We start from the raw sequence: 16928 nt of genomic DNA on the forward strand, positions 1-16928 counted from the left end.
CGGCGTCAGCGGCGGCACGATCGACTCGATGCGCACCCAGGTGGACGTGGTGCGCCGGGACGCCGCGGCCCGCAAGGTCGCCCTTGCCCCCTACTCGCTGTCGCCGGACCGGTCCCGCGAACCCGACCTCGGGCGCCAGAACGACCTGGCGACCGTCGACGGCCGATCCGTCGCGCCCGACCTGTCCGGCCGGCTCGCGCCGTTCTTCATGGGCCCCTACAACACCCGGGTGGTGCGCCGCAGCAACGCGCTCAGCGGCTGGGCGTACGGGCCGCGCTTCCGCTACCGGGAGACCATGAGCGTCGGTTCGTCGCGGCTGTCGCCGCTCGTGGCGACCGGTGTCGCCGCGGGCTTCGGCGCGCTGGTGGCGGGGCTGGCGTTTCCCCCGACCCGGTTCGTGCTCGACAAGCTGCTGCCCGCGCCCGGACAGGGCCCGTCCGAGTCTGCCCGCGAGCGCGGCTTCTTCACCATTGACCTCTACACCACGACGAGCACCGGTGCCCGCTACCGCGCCCGCGTCGCCGCCCAGGGCGACCCCGGCTACAAGGCGACCGCGGTGATGCTCGGCGAATCGGCACTGTCGCTGGTCCTCGGCGGCGACCGCCTCCACGCCGGGGGCGGGGTGCTCACCCCCGCCACCGCCTTCGGGGACGTACTCACCGACCGGTTGCGCGCCGCCGGATTCGAGATCACGGCCCGGCGCCTGCCGTGACCGCCGCGGCGCCGTCGCGGGAGGCGGCGACACGCCGCCCGGCGACGGCGCCGCCGCGCGCGACCGGCTATGCTCGGACGGATCGTCGCGAGAGCGGCGAACGGCAGACCTGGGAAGGGACACGAACGTGCACACGACGAGCATCGCGGCGGCTCCGGCCACCCTGCTCGCGTTGATGGCGTTCTGGCCCACCCGACGGGGCGCGTGCTTCGACCAGGAGTGTTGCTGAGCGGCGTCCGCCGCCCTCTCCCCTCCCCGGTTCGCTCCTTCGTGGTCGGAGTCTTCTGCATGTTCGCTCTTCTGGTGTTCACGCTCGTCGGTATCGGTGCGCAGCTCGTCGACGGGGCCCTCGGCATGGCCTTCGGGGTCACCGCCACCACCTTGTTGATCTTCAGCGGGATCGGTCCCGCGCACGCCAGTGCCGCCGTGCACCTCGCCGAGGTCGGCACCACCCTCGTCTCCGGCGCCTCGCACTGGCGGTTCCGGAATGTGGACTGGGGGGTGGTCGCGAAGCTGGGCGTGCCCGGCGCGCTCGGCGCCTTCCTCGGCGCGACGGTGCTCTCGAGCCTGTCCACCGCGGCCGCGATCCCGGTGACGTCGACGATCCTGCTCGCCATCGGTGTCTATGTGGCGCTGCGGTTCTCGGTCCGGCCACCGGCCGTCGCGCACGCCCGCACCTCACCGCACTCGGCGAAGTTCCTGTCCCCGCTGGGCCTGTTCGGCGGGTTCATCGACGCCAGCGGCGGCGGCGGATGGGGGCCGATCACGACCAGCACCCTGCTCTCCCGCGGCAAGACGGCCCCCCGGACCGTGATCGGCTCGGTCAGCGCCTCCGAGTTCCTCGTCGCACTCGCCGCGAGCATCGGCTTCCTCGTCGGTCTCGGCCGGGAATCGCTCGGCAACCTGCTCGTCGTGGCCGGTCTCGCCCTCGGCGGGGCCATCGCCGCACCGATCGCGGCGTGGCTGGTCAGCCGGGTACCGGCCACCCTGCTCGGCACCGCCGTCGGCGGCGTCATCGTGTTGACCAACGCACAGAAGCTGTGCACCTCGTTCGAGATCTCCGCCACGGCCACTACCCTGCTGTACCTGCTGATCGTGGCCGGCTGGATCGCGCTGCTCACGGTCTCATGGCGCCGGTCGCGCCTCACCCGCGCCGAATCCGCCGGGGCGCTCGAGCGCCTCGAGCCGGCCCGCCCCGAGCTGCGGGAGCCGGCCGCGGACCGCACGAGCTAGCGTCCCGCTCTACGCTCGGCGCATGACGAGCCCCCTCGCCGTGCTCGACGCCTACGGCGCCGCCCTCGCCGCCGCCGGCCTCGACGTCCCGGTGGAGCCGGCGCCCGGCATCGACTGCGCCCCGGCCGGGCGGTTCCTCACCGCCCGGCTGCCGGTGGCCGACCTCGCCACCGGGGCCGTGGCGGCCTTCGCGGCGGCCGCCGACCGCTACCGCCATGCCCGCGGACTCGCCCCGCAGGGGGCGCGGCTCGACCCGGAGCGGATCGCCGCGTCGTTCGCCGGGGACCGGATGCTGCGCATGGCCGGCCGGCCCGTAGAGGGGTTCGCGGCGCTGTCCGGGTTCTTCGCCGCCGCCGACGGGTGGGTGCGCACCCACGCGAACTACCCGCATCACCGGGCGCGCCTGTTGCGCGCCCTCGACCTGCCGGACGGCACCGACCGTGCCGGCTGCGCCGCCCGGCTCCGGCAGCTGCCGGCGGCGGCGGTCGAGGACGCAGCCGCCGCGCACGACGCGATCGCGGTGCGGGTGCGCACCGAGCACGAGTGGGCGACGAGCCCGCCGGGCCGGGCCGCGGCGTCGGGCCCGCTGGTCCGGATGCTCGCGCGGGACGACACCGCCGACCGGACCGTCGCAGGCGACGATCCGGCGCGGCCCCTGACCGGGCTCCGGGTGCTGGACCTGACCCGGGTGATCGCCGGGCCCGTCGCCGCCCGCGCGCTGGCCCTGCTGGGAGCGGAGGTGCTGCGCATCGATCCGCCCGCACTCCCTGAGATCACCTGGCAGCACGCCGAGAACGGGCAGGGCAAGCGCACGGCGCTGCTCGACCTGCACACTCGTCGCGGGCGGGAGACGTGGTGCCGTCTGCTCGCCGACGCCGACGTGCTGCTCACCGGCTACCGGCCCGGGGCACTCGACGCGCTGACCGGTGCGCCCGGCACGATCCGGCCCGGTCTCGTGCACGGCCGGGTGTGCGCGTGGGGATGGTCCGGGCCGTGGGCGGCCCGTCGCGGCTTCGACTCGATCGTGCAGGCCGCGTCCGGGATCGCGGTGGCCGAGGGCGACTCCGACACGCCCGGCGCGCTGCCGGTGCAGGCCCTCGACCACGCGAGCGGCTACCTGCTGGCGGCCGGGGTGCTCGATGCGCTCGCCGCGCGGCACCGGGACGGGCGGGGCCGCGACGTGGCGGTCGCGCTGGCCCGCACCGCGGCGTGGCTGCTGCAGGCGCCCGGCCGGGACCCGCACCCGCCGGTGCCGGCGCGTCCCGGGCCACGGACCGTGGCCACGCACGCGGCGGTGACCACGGCCCGTCCGGTGCTCGCCGAGTACCCGGACTATCCGTTCCCGGCCCGGGCCTGGGGCGGCGATCCGGCGGCCTGGTGGTCCAGGGGCTGGGCGGTCTAGGGGCTGGGCGGTCTGGGGGCTGGGCGGTCTAGGGTGCGGCGTCGAACGCGTCGAGGATCTGCTGGGCGGCCAGCGCCGCGGTGAGCGAGCCGTCGCGCACGGCGCGTTCGACGTCGCCGCGGAGCGCACGCACCCGGGGGCTGGTCTCGAGCCGGCGCAGCAGCTGGTCGTGCACCATCGTCCAGGTCCAGTCCACCAGCTGGCGGCGCCGGTTCTCCTCGAACAGGCCCGCCGCGGTGAGGACCCGGCGGTGCTCGAGGACGGTGTCCCAGAACGTGTCCAGGCCGGCGCCCTCGAGGCCGCTCATGGTGATCACCGGCGGCTTCCACACCGCGTCGTGCGGATGCACGAGCCGCAGGGCGCCGCCCAGTTCCCGCGCCGCGACCCGCGCGTCGCGTTCGAAGGGGCCGTCCGCCTTGTTGACCGCGACCAGGTCGGCGAGTTCGAGGACGCCCTTCTTGATGCCCTGCAGCTGGTCGCCGGTGCGGGCGAGGGTCAGGAAGGTGAAGCAGTCCACCATGTTCGCGACGGTCACCTCGGACTGCCCGACCCCGACGGTCTCGACGAGGATCACGTCGAACCCGGCGGCCTCGAGCAGCACCATCGTCTCGCGGGTGGCCTTGGCGACACCCCCGAGGGTGCCGGCCGTCGGGGACGGCCGGATGTAGGCGTCGCGCTGCACCGACAGCCGCGCCATGCGGGTCTTGTCACCGAGGATGGAGCCGCCGGTGCGGGTCGACGACGGATCCACCGCGAGCACCGCCACCCGGTGCCCCTTGCCGAGCAGGTACATGCCCAGCGCATCGATGAAGGTGGACTTGCCGACGCCGGGAACGCCGGTGATGCCGACGCGCATCGCGCCGCCCGCCTTCGGGAGCAGGCGCAGCAGCAGTTGCTGCGCCTGCTCCCGATGGTCGTCGCGGGTGGATTCGACGAGGGTGATCGCCTTCGCCAGGCCGGCCCGCCGGTTGGCGAGCACGGCCTCGGCGAGGGCGTCGACGTCGACCGCGGGCCGGCGGGTGTGACTGCCGACGGGGGTGCTGCCCATTGCGGGTCAGGCCCCGAGGTCGTGGCCGAGCTGGTCGGCGAGCTTGTGCAGCAGCCCCACCGCGGCGTCCGCGATGACGGTGCCCGGCGGGAAGATCGCGGCGGCACCGGCCTGGTACAGCTCGTCGAAGTCGCCGGGCGGGATGACCCCGCCGACGACGATCATGATGTCCGGGCGGCCCACCTCGGCGAGGGCCTCCCGCAGCGCGGGCACCAGGGTGAGGTGTCCCGCGGCCAACGACGACACGCCGATGACGTGCACGTCGTTGTCGGCCGCCTGGTTGGCGACCTCCTCGGGGGTCTGGAACAGCGGTCCCACGTCGACGTCGAAGCCGAGGTCGGCGAAGGCGGTGGCGATCACCTTCTGCCCGCGGTCGTGGCCGTCCTGGCCCATCTTCGCGACGAGGATACGCGGCCGGCGGCCTTCCTCCTCGGCGAACTTCTCGACGAGTTCGGTTGCCGTGCTGATGTTGACCGCCTTTCCGGCCTCGTCCCGGTAGACCCCGCTGATGGTGCGGATCTCGGCCTGGTGGCGGCCGTAGACCTTCTCGAGGGCATCGGAGATCTCGCCGACGGTGGCCTTGGCGCGGGCCGCGTCGATGGCCAGGGCCAGCAGGTTCGTGTCCGGCCCGGTGTCGGTCGCGCCGGCGGCGCGGGTGAGGGCGTCCAGCGCGGCCTGCACGGCCTCGGGATCGCGGTCGGCCCGCAACTGCTCGAGCTTGGCGAGCTGCTCGGCCCGCACGCGGGAGTTCTCGACCTTGAGGACCTCGATCTCGTGGTCCTCGGCGACCTGGTACTTGTTGACGCCGATCACCGGCTGGCGGCCGGAGTCGATGCGGGCCTGGGTGCGGGCCGCGGCCTCCTCGATGCGCAGCTTCGGGATGCCCTCGGAGATGGCCTGCGCCATGCCGCCGGCCTCCTCGACCTCCGCGATGTGCTTGCGGGCGCGGTTGGCGAGCTCGTGGGTGAGCCATTCGAGGTAGTACGAGCCGCCCCACGGGTCGATCGGCCGGGTGGTGCCCGACTCCTGCTGCAGCAGCAGCTGGGTGTTGCGGGCGATGCGGGCGGAGAAGTCGGTGGGCAGCGCGAGGGCCTCGTCGAGGGCGTTGGTGTGCAGCGACTGGGTGTGGCCCTGGGTCGCGGCCATCGCCTCGATGCAGGTGCGGGCGACGTTGTTGAACACGTCCTGCGCGGTGAGCGACCAGCCGGAGGTCTGCGAGTGGGTGCGCAGCGACTTGGACTTGGCCGACTTCGGGTGGAACTTCTCGACGAGCTCGGCCCACAGCAGGCGGCCGGCGCGCATCTTGGCGATCTCCATGTAGAAGTTCATCCCGATGGCCCAGAAGAAGGACAGGCGCGGGGCGAACTTGTCGATCTCCATGCCCGCGTCGAGGCCGGCGCGGATGTACTCGACGCCGTCGGCGAGGGTGTAGGCCAGCTCGAGGTCGGCGGTCGCACCGGCCTCCTGGATGTGGTAGCCGGAGATCGAGATGGAGTTGAAGCGCGGCATGTTCGCGCTGGTGTAGGCGAAGATGTCGGAGATGATCCGCATCGACGGCTTGGGCGGATAGATGTAGGTGTTGCGGACCATGAACTCCTTCAGAATGTCGTTCTGAATGGTCCCGGCCAGCTGCTCGGGCTTGACGCCCTGTTCCTCGGCGGCGACGACGTACAGCGCCAGGATCGGCAGCACCGCGCCGTTCATGGTCATCGACACCGACACCTGCGACAGGTCGATGCCGTCGAACAGCTGCCGCATGTCGAGGATCGAGTCGATCGCGACGCCGGCCATGCCGACGTCGCCCTGCACGCGGGGATGGTCCGAGTCGTAGCCGCGGTGGGTGGCGAGGTCGAACGCCACCGACAGGCCCTTCTGCCCGGCCGCGAGGTTGCGCCGGTAGAAGGCGTTGGACTCGGCGGCGGTGGAGAACCCGGCGTACTGCCGGATGGTCCACGGCTGGTTGACGTACATCGTCGGGTACGGGCCGCGGACGAACGGCTCGAGGCCCGGGTAGCTGCCCAGCGGGTAGCCCTCGGCGACGATCCGGTCGCGGTCGGCCTTGGTGTAGACGGGCTTGACGTCGATGCCCTCGGGCGTGGACCACACCACCTGCTCGGTCGTGTAGTGGTTGGCGGCGGCGACCCCGTCGACGAGCGCTGCGGCCTGCTCCTCGGTGGGGGCGGCGGGGGCCGGCGCCGCCGGATCCGTCAGCGGGACGTCGGCGAAGCTGCCGATCTTGTGTTCGATGCTCACTTACGCTCCCAGGGTGTTCAGCAGGTCGGTCAGCGCGGCGATCGCGTCGATCTTGGCGGTGAGGAACCCGTCCGGGCGCGCGGCGCCGCCGGTCTCGCTCACGGCCTTCTCCGGCCCGGCAAGCAGGACGGTGCCGACGCCGGCGTCGCGGAGGGCGGTGACGGCCGCGCCGGCCTGTTCGCCGTAGCGCTTGTCGGTGCCGCACACCACGGCGACGGTGACGTCGGCGTCGCGGACGGCGGCGGCGATGCTGTCGTCGTCGACGGACAGCGGACCGGGATTGACCGTCTCGATGCCGCCGGAGGCGAGCAGGTTCGCGGCGAACGTCGTGCGGATGTTGTGCTCGGCGATCGGCCCCAGCGGGGCGAGCAGCACCCGGGGCCGGGCGCCGTGCGCGGCGAGGTGGACGTCGGAGCGGTCGCGCAGCGCCTCGAAGGCGGCGGCGTACCGGGCGACGGCGGCCCCGGCGTCGGCGGTCTCCGCGGGCAGCGGCGCCTCGGCCAGGTTGGGGAACTCGTTGACGCCGGTCACCGCGGTCCGGCGGTGGGCGATGTCGGATTCGCGGCGGGCGCGGGTGGCGGCGATCCGCTCGGCGATCAGGCCGGCGTCGAGGGCGGCGCGGTAGCCGCCGGCCGCCTCGATCTGCTGGAAGAACTCCCACGCCTTGGCCGCGATCTGCGCCGTCAGTTCCTCGACGTACCAGGACCCGGCGGCCGGGTCGAGGACGCGGCCGAGGTTGGACTCCTCGAGCAGCAGCAGCTGGGTGTTGCGGGCGATGCGCGCGGAGAAGGCCTCCGACACCCCGAGCGCGCCGGCCGGCAGGGCGGCGTCGAACGGGAGCACGGTGACCGCGTCCGCGCCGCCGATGCCGGCGCCGAACGCGGCGAGGGTGGTGCGCAGCATGTTCACCCAGGGGTCGCGCTGGGTCATCATCGCGGCCGAGGTGACGGCGTGCTGGGGGGCGTGACCGGCGTCGGCCGCACCCACGACCTGCGCGATGCGGGCCCACAGTTGCCGGCCGGCGCGGAACTTGGCGATGGTCTGGAACTGGTCGTCCGTGGCGGCGAACCGGAACTCGATCTGGCCGAGCGCCCGGGCCGCGGACTGGCGGCTGCCGGTCAGCTCGCGCAGGTACTCGAGTCCGGCGGCGACGGCGGCACCGAGTTCCTCGGCGTCGGCGGCCCCGGCATTGTGGAATGCGGTGCCGTCGACCGTGAGGGCCCGCACGGTCTCGGCGCGGCCCGCGGCGGCGTGGGCGAGCTCGACGGCCTGGGCGACGGTGACGTCGGCGCGTCCCGAGAAGGCGCTGGTCAGCGGGGCGGCCCCGAGATGCAACCGCACGGCGGCGCGCTCGGCGACGTCGGTGCGCGCATCGAGCAGCGCGTAGAGGGCGCCCGCGGCGGCGGCGGTGTCGGCGCCGGCGTCGAGGGTGAGCGGCGCGAGATCGAGCAGGACCCTGTCGAGCGCGGCGGGCAGGTCGGCGATCGCGATGCCGTCCGCGCCGACACGCAGCCACAGGGCGCTGACGCCGTTCTCGAGGGCGTCGAGGATGCGCTCGTTCACCTCGCCGGGAGTGTCGCCGAAGCGGGCGCTGACGAGCCATCCGGTGTTGACGTCGCGGACCGCGGAACCGCCACGGACGAACGGGAAGGAGCCGGGCAGCGGCGCCTCGGGACGTTCGTCGCGCAGGCCGTAGAGGGGCGCGACGGCGACGTCGTCGTAGGTGGTGGTCTCGAGCAGCCGCTGCGGTTCCGGTCCGAGCTCCGCGGGGTCGACGCGGCGGGACTTGGCCAGCACCCCCGCCACCGCCTCCTGCCACTGCGCGTAGGCGCGCGCGGCATCCTCGGCTTCTGAAGCTAATGACACGTGAGGTCCTCTCGTACGCAGCGGGCGGGCTCGCCGAACACGGCCGTGGAAACCTTAAACTGATTCCGTTGTGATGCTAGCCGCATACACGCCGCCCCTATTGTGGGGATCACCACAGTTTCCCTAGCGATCGATAATGTCGTCGCCTAAGGAATCTACCGGGCGCCGGCGTGACGGCCCGAGGGGCCCCGCCCCCGGCCGTGCACGGCCGCGCCCCGGCGCGCGAAGCCCGGTATCGTGACCGGTCGTGACGAAGATGCTGCGGGACCGGCGGATTCTCGCGGCGGCGGCCGCGCTGGCCGTCCTCGCACTCGCCGCCCTGCTCCTGCCCCACCCGTCCGTCGCCGAGGTGCGCGCCTGGGCCGAGGCGGCCGGGCCGCTGCTTCCGCTGCTGTTCTTCCTGATCCACGCCGTGGTGACCGTGGCCCCGTTCCCCCGCACGATCTTCACCCTCAGCGCCGGGGTGCTGTTCGGGTCGGCCACGGGCATCGCGGTGACCGTCGCCGCCACGACCGTCAGCGCCGTGCTGGCGCTGCTGCTGGTGCGTGCGATCGGCCGCGGGGTGGTCGAGGAGCATCTGAGCCACCCCACGGTCCAGGCGGTCGACGAGCGACTGGCGCGGCGAGGCTGGCTGGCGGTGGGGTCGCTGCGGCTGATCGCGCCCCTGCCGTTCGCGGTGGTCAACTACTGCTGCGGGATCTCGTCGGTACGGGTGGTCCCGTACGCGCTGGCCACCGCCGCCGGCATCCTGCCGGGCACGGTAGGGGTGGTCCTGCTCGGCGACGCCCTCACGGGACGCACCCATCCCGCGCTCCTGGGGATCTCGGCGGTGTGCATCGCCGTCGGCGCCTCGGGACTGTGGCTCGAGTCCCGCCTCCCGGCGCCCCGCCCCGCGACCACCACCGTGTCATCAAGCCCTGAAGCTTGATTTTTGCTATTCAAGGCTCCATCCTTGATGAATGTTCGTGTTGACTGTCGATCAGCGCGGCAGCCGACGGGACGTCGACCGGGTCGCGGACCTGCTCGGCGAGCTGCGCGGCGCCGAGCTGCTCCGCCCCTTCGAACGCACCGCCGGCGACGAGGTGCAGGCCGTCGCAGCCGACCCGGCCGTCGTGGTCGATCTCGCCCTCGACCTCGTCCGCCGGGGCCACTGGAGCGTCGGCATCGGCGTCGGGCCCGTCGAGCAGCCCTTGCCCGCGCAGACCCGCGCCGGCCGCGGCCCGGCCTTCGAACATGCCCGCCGCGCCGTCGACCGCGCCAAGAACGCACCCGCCCGGGTCGCGGTGGAGGGACCGGACGCCGCCGCGGCCGCCGACGCGGACGCCGCCCTCACCCTGACGGCGCTGCTGGTGACCCGCCGCTCCGATGCCGGGCACGAGGCCGTCGAACTCGTCCGCCGCGGGCTCACCCAGGCCGAGGCCGCCACGCGGCTCGGCATCAGCACCCAGGCGGTGTCGCAGCGTCTGGCCGCCGCCGGATGGCAGGCCGAACCGGCCGGCCGCGACCTCGCCCGCCGTCTCCTGGAAAGGGCCGATCGTTGACCGTCGTCACCCTGGTTCTGCTCGCCGTCGCCGCGCTGGCCCCGGCCCTGGGCCTGCGCCGCGGCACCCCCGTGTGGCTCGTCGCCGGACTCGCCGCGGCGGCCCCGCCGTGCTGGCCTCGTTCCGCATCGCACGTCGGCAACCCGATGCGGGACCGGTCCCGCCGTCCCCGGCCGGACCCGAACCGCCGCCCGGACCGCTGCGCGGCGGCCGGGTGATCGGCCTGCTGGAGCGGGCGGCGGTCGCCGCCGCGATCCTGGCCGGATGGCCGGAGGGCATCGCCGTCGTGCTCGCGGTCAAGGGCCTCGCGCGTTATCCCGAACTGCGCGAACCCCAGGCCTCGGAGCAGTTCATCATCGGCACCTTCACCAGCGTGCTGTGGGCGATCGCGGTGTGCGGGGTGGGACGGGGCCTGCTCACCTGAGCGGCCGCGCAACCCCGGGATCCGGGTCCCGGGGTTCAGGTCACCGGGTCCAGGTCACTGGGGTTCGCCGTGCCGTTGCCCGGGCTGCGGCTGCACCCATCCGCCCGTGATCGGCTCGGACGGCGGCAACGCCGCCGACGGGGGCTCCCCGCCCCGGCGTTCGGCGCCGGTCGGGTTGTGCACCGCCGGATCGACCGGTTTGCGGGCGACGGCCTCCGCGGCGGCGACGGCCTGCGCGACCTCCGGATCACGCGCGGTGGAGAACCAGTCGGCCACCTCGTCGGTGTCCTCCTCCGGTCGCGGGAGCCGCTCGTCGACCGGGCTGGGCTCGAAGCGGAACACCCCGTCCTCGCCCGGCGCGCCGAGATGCCGGGCGAAGCCCTTGAGGGCGTCCCCGAAGTCGCTCGGCACCATCCACACCTTGTTCGCGTCGCCCTGCGCCATCTGCGGCAGCGTCTGCAGGTACTGGTAGGCGAGCAACTCCGGGGTGGGCCGGCCGGACTTGATCGCCGCGAACACCTTCTCGATGGCCTTCGCCTGACCCTGCGCCTCGAGGTACTTCGCGGCGCGGTCACCCTGAGCGCGCAGGATCCGCGACTGGCGGTCCGCCTCCGCCTCGAGGATGGCCGCCTGCTTGGCACCCTCGGCCGACAGGATCCGGGACTGCTTGTCACCCTCGGCGGTCTTGATCGCCGACTCCCGATGCCCCTCGGCGGTGAGGATCATCGCCCGCTTCTCGCGGTCCGCCTTCATCTGCTTCTCCATCGACTCCTGGATCGACGGAGGCGGATCGATGCTCTTGAGCTCGACCCGGGCCACCCGCAGACCCCAGCGGCCGGTCGCCTCGTCGAGCACCCCGCGCAGCTGGCCGTTGATCGAGTCGCGGGAGGTGAGCGTCTCCTCCAGGGTCATGCCGCCGACCACGTTGCGCAGCGTGGTCACCGTCAACTGCTCCACCGCCGCGATGTAGTTGCTGATCTCGTACACCGCCGCCTGCGGGTTCGTCACCTGGAAGTACACGACCGTGTCGATGCTCAGGGTGAGGTTGTCCTGGGTGATCACCGGTTGCGGCGGGAACGAGACCACCCGCTCGCGCAGATCCACCTTGGCCCGGATCCGGTCCACGAACGGGACCAGGAACGTCAGCTGACCCGACACCGTCCGGTAGTACCGGCCCAGCCGCTCGATCACCGCGGCCTCGGCCTGCGGCACCAGCGCCACCGATTTGACGACCACCAGCGCGACGAACGCCACGACAACGGCGAGCACGATCAGCGCTTCCATCTACGGTCCCTTCCACACGACGGCCGTCGCGCCGTCGATCTGCATCACGGTCACGGTCGTGCCGGGCGGGTACACCTCGGTGACGTCGAGCGGACGCGCCGTCCACACCTCCCCGTCCAGCTTCACCTGCCCGGAATGCGCGGCCACCTCCTCGAGCACCAGCGCCTGCTTGCCCGGCAGGGCGTCCACGTTCGTCGCCTTCGCCGGTGGCAGCGCGTAGCGGCGGCGCAGCACCGGCCGCACCCCGCCCAGCAGCACGAGCGACGAGACCGCGAACACCAACGCGTCGGCCCACACCGGCAGGTCCGTCGCAGCGGACACCCCCGCCGTGGCCAGAGCGGCCGCACCGAGCATCAGCAGGACGAAATCGCCCGTCAACGCCTCCGCGGCGGCGAGCACCAGCCCGGCGATCAGCCAAATCAATGCCGACACGACGCCATCCAACCACAAATCGGACATCCCGGGTGGAACCGCAGGCCAGGGCCGCGGTGCCGTCAGTCCCCGGCGGGCTCGGTGACGAAATCGACGAGCTGCTCGACCGCCCCGATCAGCGGCGCCTCGAGATCGCGGAAGCTCGACACCGCCGAATAGACGCGACGCCACCCGTCCTGCGGGCTGCCCCACCCCAGCGCCCGGCACACCCCGGTCTTCCAGTCCTGCCCACGCGGAATCGTCGGCCACGCCTCGATGCCCAGCGCCTTCGGCCGCACCGCCTGCCACACGTCGACGAACGGATGCCCGGTGACGAGCACGTGCGGCCCCAGATTCGCGGTCAGCCGCTCCTCCTTGGAACCGGCGACGAGGTGGTCGGCGAGCACCCCCACCCGGCGACCGGGACCGGGGGCGAACCCGGCGAGCCGCTCCCCCAGATTGTCGAGACCCTCGAGCTGTTCGACCACGACACCCTCGACACGCAGATCGTGCCCCCACACCCGTTCCACCAGGGCGGCGTCGTGCACCCCCTCCACCCAGATCCGGCTGCCGCGCGCGACCCGCGCCCGCAGCCCGGCGACCTTGGTCGACCCGGACGCGGACCGGCCGGCGCCGGCCGCCGCGGGGTGCGGCGTGGGCCGCACCAGGGTCACCGGGCGGCCGTCGAGGAGGAACGCCGCCGGACGCAGCGCGAACAACCGGGTGCGCCGCGCGGCGTCCTCGAGCCGGACGAAGTCGCCGTCGTAGGTGCGCTCGAAGCCGACGACTGCACCGCACCACCCGGACGCGGCGTCCTCGACCACGAGGTCTTTCTCGGCAGCCACCTCGGGAACTGCGGGTCTACGGGCGCGCGGATGGCCGGCGAAGATGTCGCCGCCGTACATGTCGGGACTCACCCGCGCCACGTTAGGGCCGCCGCGGCCGCAGCCGCGGGAGGGCACGCCGACGGTCGTGACTGCGCCGTCGCGACGGCGCCTATGCTCGGAAACCGTGAGTTCCCCCGGTCAGACCCTGACGGTGTGGGCCGGTTCCTGGCTGGCCGGACACGCCGCGCCCGACGACGTCCTCGACGCCCTGCACGCCTGGGCGCCGCTGCACCTGGTGGTCTCCCACGACGAGCCCGCCGGCGACGTCTCCGGCGTGCCCGCACGCTCCCCCGTCGACGGCGCCGCCGTGCTGCTCACCGCGCTGCGCCGGGCCGACCCGGCCGGCGCGGACGGGATCCGGCTGGTGCTGCCCGCCCCCGGCGACGTGCGCGGCCTGCCCCCGGGCACCGCGCTGGCCCGCGCCGCGGTCGCGGCCGGCGAGGCGGTGCTCGCGGGCGCACCCGGAACACCCGGTCTCGGCTTCGTCCCCTCCGTGGAGGGCCCGGACGTGCTGCGCTGGACCCTGTTCGCGGTCCCGGCGGTGCCCGAGCCGCCCGCCGAGCCCGGCCTCGGGGAGGCCGAGTTCGCCATGCGCGAGGCGGTGCGGGAGGCCGCGACCAGGGTGGGCGGGGTGCTGACCGTGGGCGCCGGCGGCCGCGCCGCCGATCCCCGGGAGCAGATCGCAGCCGAGATCGCCGAGCATGCGCGGCACCGCTATCCGGAGTCGATGCCCGAACGCGCCGCCCGCATCCTCGACTCGGCCGATCAGGTCGCGGCGATCCTCACCGTCGCCGGCCGCGGCGCGGAACCGGACGCGGCCTCGGCCACCGGGCAGGCGGCGCGGGAGCAGGCGCTGCGCCCGCTGTGGGCCGCCGTGCGCGCCGCCCGCCTCGGGGCGGTGGCGGCCACGGTCCGGGCCGGCCATCACGCCTGACGCACTGCTGGCGACACCCCGCCCGGGACGTCCCCCGGCACGATGGCGCTCTTCTCCGTCCGGATCGCCGCCCGCACCACGATCAGCAGCAGCAGCGACACCGCGAACCCGGCCAGCGCGCCGAACTGGCGCAGGTCGAACAGGAACACTTGGGTGACGAGCAGGTTCACCGCGACGGAGGCGTACAGCAGCCGCAGCGCGGACAGATCGCGGTGCCGCGCGAGCTGCCAGAGTCCGGCCACGATCAGCACGGCGCTCACGGCACCGGAGAGTTCGGCGCCGATCTCGGAGATGCCGGCGTCCTCGGCCTCCCACCCCGACCCGGCCAGTACGATCGCCAGTCCGACGAGGGTGTGGGCGGCGTGCACGGCGAACACCACCAGCACGAGCCGGCGGGCCGCGGCGGTCGCCGCCCAGGCCGTGACCCGATGCTCGATCCGGTCCCGGGCCGCGGCGATGCGCCCGTCGAATCCGGTCGTCGCCGCGACCGGCGCGGCCAGCGCGGCCCGTACCGAGCCGGCCAGCTCACGCTGCGCCGGATCCTGAACCCCTGCCAGGACGTCCAGCGCGCGGCGGCGCCCGAGCTCGTCGAGCCGGCCGAGCACGAGATCGGTCAGCGCCTCGAGACCGACGGCGAGGCGCTGCCGGTCGGTCGGGCCGCGCCGCGCCAGTGCCACGCGGGCACCGAGGTAGAACGCGACGAGCACCACGTACATCACGGCCACGGCGGGCCGGAAGAAGTAGTCGACGTCGGTGGTGAGGAACTTGCCGACCTCGTCGAGGAACAACCCGAAGCCGATCCCGCCGAGCAGCGCGGCGCGCATCCGCACCCGGCTGCCGTGCCGGATCAGGACACCGACGAGGGCGACGGCCATGAGCAGCCCGCCCCACAGCACGTGCGCGATGTGCAGGGTGCCGCCGCCGATCTGCGGATAGCCGGTCGCGGCGAGGTAGCCGCGGGTGACGAGCACGGTCGCGACGGTGGCGACGAGGAAGACCTCGACGCGGGTGAGGGCGGCGTCGTCGACGGTCATGCCGACATCTTCCCCCGGGTCGTGGCGGCCGAGCCCGATATCGGCGCGACCGCCTGCCCGTCCGGCTCGGGGCACCGGGCAGCACGGTCGGCGAGTCGACCCGGCGCGGCAGGTGGTGGCTGTCGGCCGGAGCCCGCACGCCGGGCCCGCGGGCCGGGCCCGCCCGGTCAGCGGCGCGGCCGTGCCGGGGGCCGGCAGCATTCGGGGGCGCAGAGCTCACCGTTGCACCCGACGCCGAGCAGCGGTTCGGTGCCGCGCCGCACGGGGGCGGCACCGTCGAGGCGTTCGCGCACCAGCTCACGCACCATCTGCACGAACCGCGGGTCGGTGCCGGCGGTGGCGGCGCGGACGAATGCCATGCCGAGTTCCGCGGCCCGGTCGCGCGCCTCGGTGTCGAGATCCCAGACGACCTCGAGGTGGTCGGAGACGAATCCGACCGGCACGACGACGACCGCGTCGATGCCGCGGGCGTGCAGAGCGTCGAGGTGGTCGACGATGTCCGGCTCGAGCCACGGCACCTGCGGGGGTCCGGACCGGGACTGCCACACCAGGTCGTGGTCGCCGGTGCCGGTGGCGGTGGCGACCAGGCGGGCCGCCTCGGCGACCTGCCGGCTGTAGAGGTGCCCACCCAGATCGGGGGGGCCACCGGTGGCGTCGGCGGCGGTGGGCACCGAGTGCGCGGTGAACACCAGGCGCGCCGCGTCGCGACGGTCGGCGGGCAGCTGGGCCCGGGCCGCGGCGACGGCGTCGGCGACGGCGGCGAGGAAGAGCGGATGATCGTAGAAGTGCCGCAGCTTGGTCAGCGCGGGCGCGTCGTCGCCGACGGCGGCGCGGGCGCGGGCGATGTCCTCGTGATACTGCCGGCACCCCGAATAGCCACCCCAGGCCGAGGTCGGGAACACCAGGGCGTTGCGCACCCCGTCGCCGCGCATGGCCGCGACGGTGTCCTCGATCATCGGGTGCCAGTTGCGGTTGCCGAAGTAGATCGGCAGGTCCAGCCCGGCGGCGGCGAAATCCACCTCGAGACGCGCGATGAGGTCGCGGTTGAGGGCGTTGATCGGGGACACACCGCCGAAGTGCAGGTAGTGCTCGGCGACCTCGTCGAGGCGTTCGGGTGGCACCCCCCGCCCGCGGGTGACGTTCTCGAGGAACGGGCGCACGTCGTCCGGCCCTTCCGGGCCGCCGAACGAGAGCACCAGCAGCGCGTCGTACGGCTCGGGGGTACGGGTCATGGCTCGACCCTAGGCGCCGGCACCGAAGCCGACCTGGGAATGGAAGCCCCCGTCGACGTAGACGATCGACCCGGTGGTGCCGGGCAGCCAATCCGAGAGCACCGTGCACACGGTCTTGGCGACGGGCGTCGGATCCTCGACGTCCCAGCCGATCGGGGCAGCCGCGGACCAGCCCTCGTTGAGCCGGTTCATCTCCGCCCCGGGACCGGTGGCGTCGCCGGCGATGGCCTTGGCGGCGAGGGTCTTGATCGGCCCGGCGGCGACGAGGTTGGAACGGATGCCGCGGCCGCCGACCTCCTTGGCGACGTAGCGGTTGACGGACTCGAGGGTGGCCTTGGACACGCCCATCCAGTTGTAGAAGGGCACGGCCCGGGCCGGGTCGAAGTCCATGCCGACCAGGGACGCACCGTCGCTGAGAACGGGCAGCAGCGCCTTGGCCAGTGCGGCGTAGGAGTAGGCGGACACTTCGAGGGCGACGGCGACGTCGGTCCACGGCGCGTCGAGGAACGGGCTGCCGAGGCAGGAGCGGGGCGCGAACCCGATCGAATGCACCACGCCGTCGAGGCCGTCGGGGGCGAGTTCGCGCACCCGGTCGGCGAGGGTGGCGAGATGCTCGGTGTTCTGCACGTCGAGTTCGAGGGCCGGCGGCACCGGCTGGGGGGGGGGG

The 16928-nt window shown here is 73.8% G+C and carries 14 protein-coding genes and 2 pseudogenes; 7 read left to right on the top strand and 9 right to left on the bottom strand.

From position 1 onward, the window contains the following. The 3 genes and pseudogenes from OEY_RS0117025 to OEY_RS0117040 all read left to right on the top strand — a co-directional run. Positions 1–712, top strand: a pseudogene (locus tag OEY_RS0117025) (enoyl-ACP reductase); the annotation flags it as partial. A 288-nt stretch (positions 713–1000) separates the two neighbouring features. After that, positions 1001–1945, top strand: a complete 945-nt coding sequence (locus tag OEY_RS0117035; RefSeq protein ID WP_010595045.1) for a sulfite exporter TauE/SafE family protein — start codon at positions 1001–1003, stop codon at positions 1943–1945. Between the two features lie 22 nt (positions 1946–1967). Continuing rightward, entirely contained in the window at positions 1968–3347 is a 1380-nt protein-coding gene (locus tag OEY_RS0117040) for a CoA transferase (RefSeq protein ID WP_192811076.1), read from the top strand. Between the two features lie 28 nt (positions 3348–3375). Here the strand turns inward: OEY_RS0117040 and meaB are convergent, their stop codons facing one another. Genes meaB through mutA form a run of 3 tightly spaced genes read right to left on the bottom strand, consistent with a single transcriptional unit; the run spans position 3376 to position 8514 of the window. Continuing rightward, entirely contained in the window at positions 3376–4395 is a 1020-nt protein-coding gene (gene meaB, locus OEY_RS0117045; protein ID WP_010595047.1) for a methylmalonyl Co-A mutase-associated GTPase MeaB, read from the bottom strand. Positions 4396–4401: 6 nt separating this feature from the next. Further along, positions 4402–6648, bottom strand: a complete 2247-nt coding sequence (scpA, locus tag OEY_RS0117050; RefSeq protein WP_010595048.1) for a methylmalonyl-CoA mutase — start codon at positions 6646–6648, stop codon at positions 4402–4404. Further along, positions 6649–8514, bottom strand: a complete 1866-nt coding sequence (gene mutA, locus OEY_RS0117055) for a methylmalonyl-CoA mutase small subunit (protein ID WP_026138112.1) — start codon at positions 8512–8514, stop codon at positions 6649–6651. It abuts the gene before it with no gap. Positions 8515–8761: 247 nt separating this feature from the next. On the opposite strand from mutA, the gene OEY_RS0117060 reads away from it, so the two are divergent. The 3 genes and pseudogenes from OEY_RS0117060 (at position 8762) to OEY_RS28590 (ending at position 10479) form a co-directional block, all read left to right on the top strand. Beyond that, entirely contained in the window at positions 8762–9442 is a 681-nt protein-coding gene (locus OEY_RS0117060) for a TVP38/TMEM64 family protein (protein ID WP_010595050.1), read from the top strand. A gap of 31 nt (positions 9443–9473) precedes the next feature. After that, positions 9474–10055, top strand: a complete 582-nt coding sequence (locus OEY_RS0117065) for a hypothetical protein (protein ID WP_010595051.1) — start codon at positions 9474–9476, stop codon at positions 10053–10055. Next, positions 10052–10479: pseudogene (locus tag OEY_RS28590) on the top strand (hypothetical protein). Before OEY_RS0117065 ends, OEY_RS28590 begins: the two are co-directional and overlap by 4 nt. Before the next feature lie 54 nt (positions 10480–10533). Here OEY_RS28590 and OEY_RS0117075 read toward each other — a convergent pair. The 3 genes from OEY_RS0117075 to OEY_RS0117085 all read right to left on the bottom strand — a co-directional run bounded on the left by OEY_RS0117075 (position 10534) and on the right by OEY_RS0117085 (position 13079). Continuing rightward, complete coding sequence (locus tag OEY_RS0117075) at positions 10534–11763, bottom strand: SPFH domain-containing protein (protein WP_010595054.1); 1230 nt, start codon at positions 11761–11763, stop codon at positions 10534–10536. Beyond that, positions 11764–12195 (bottom strand): NfeD family protein, encoded by a 432-nt coding sequence (locus OEY_RS0117080; RefSeq protein WP_003934930.1) that lies wholly within the window; start codon positions 12193–12195, stop codon positions 11764–11766. A 62-nt stretch (positions 12196–12257) separates the two neighbouring features. Further along, complete coding sequence (locus OEY_RS0117085) at positions 12258–13079, bottom strand: DUF3097 domain-containing protein (RefSeq protein ID WP_010595055.1); 822 nt, start codon at positions 13077–13079, stop codon at positions 12258–12260. 106 nt (positions 13080–13185) lie between these two features. Between OEY_RS0117085 and OEY_RS0117090 the strand changes: the two genes are divergently transcribed. After that, positions 13186–13995: a hypothetical protein gene (locus tag OEY_RS0117090; RefSeq protein WP_010595056.1), complete on the top strand. Its 810-nt coding sequence runs from the start codon at positions 13186–13188 to the stop codon at positions 13993–13995. Here the strand turns inward: OEY_RS0117090 and OEY_RS0117095 are convergent. The 3 genes from OEY_RS0117095 to fabI form a co-directional block, all read right to left on the bottom strand. Next, positions 13986–15029: a hypothetical protein gene (locus OEY_RS0117095; protein WP_010595057.1), complete on the bottom strand. Its 1044-nt coding sequence runs from the start codon at positions 15027–15029 to the stop codon at positions 13986–13988. The two genes, OEY_RS0117090 and OEY_RS0117095, sit on opposite strands and share 10 nt — an antisense overlap. Before the next feature lie 167 nt (positions 15030–15196). After that, positions 15197–16261 carry a ferrochelatase gene (locus tag OEY_RS0117100; RefSeq protein ID WP_010595058.1) on the bottom strand — a complete coding sequence of 355 codons (1065 nt, stop codon included), beginning with the start codon at positions 16259–16261 and terminating at the stop codon, positions 15197–15199. Positions 16262–16270: 9 nt separating this feature from the next. Next, positions 16271–16928, bottom strand: a 658-nt coding sequence (fabI, locus tag OEY_RS28595; RefSeq protein WP_043805541.1) for an enoyl-ACP reductase FabI, incomplete at its 5' end; no start/stop codon positions are given.

This window comes from Rhodococcus sp. P14, from assembly GCF_000256505.1.
GTDB classification, from domain to species: domain Bacteria; phylum Actinomycetota; class Actinomycetes; order Mycobacteriales; family Mycobacteriaceae; genus Rhodococcus; species Rhodococcus ruber.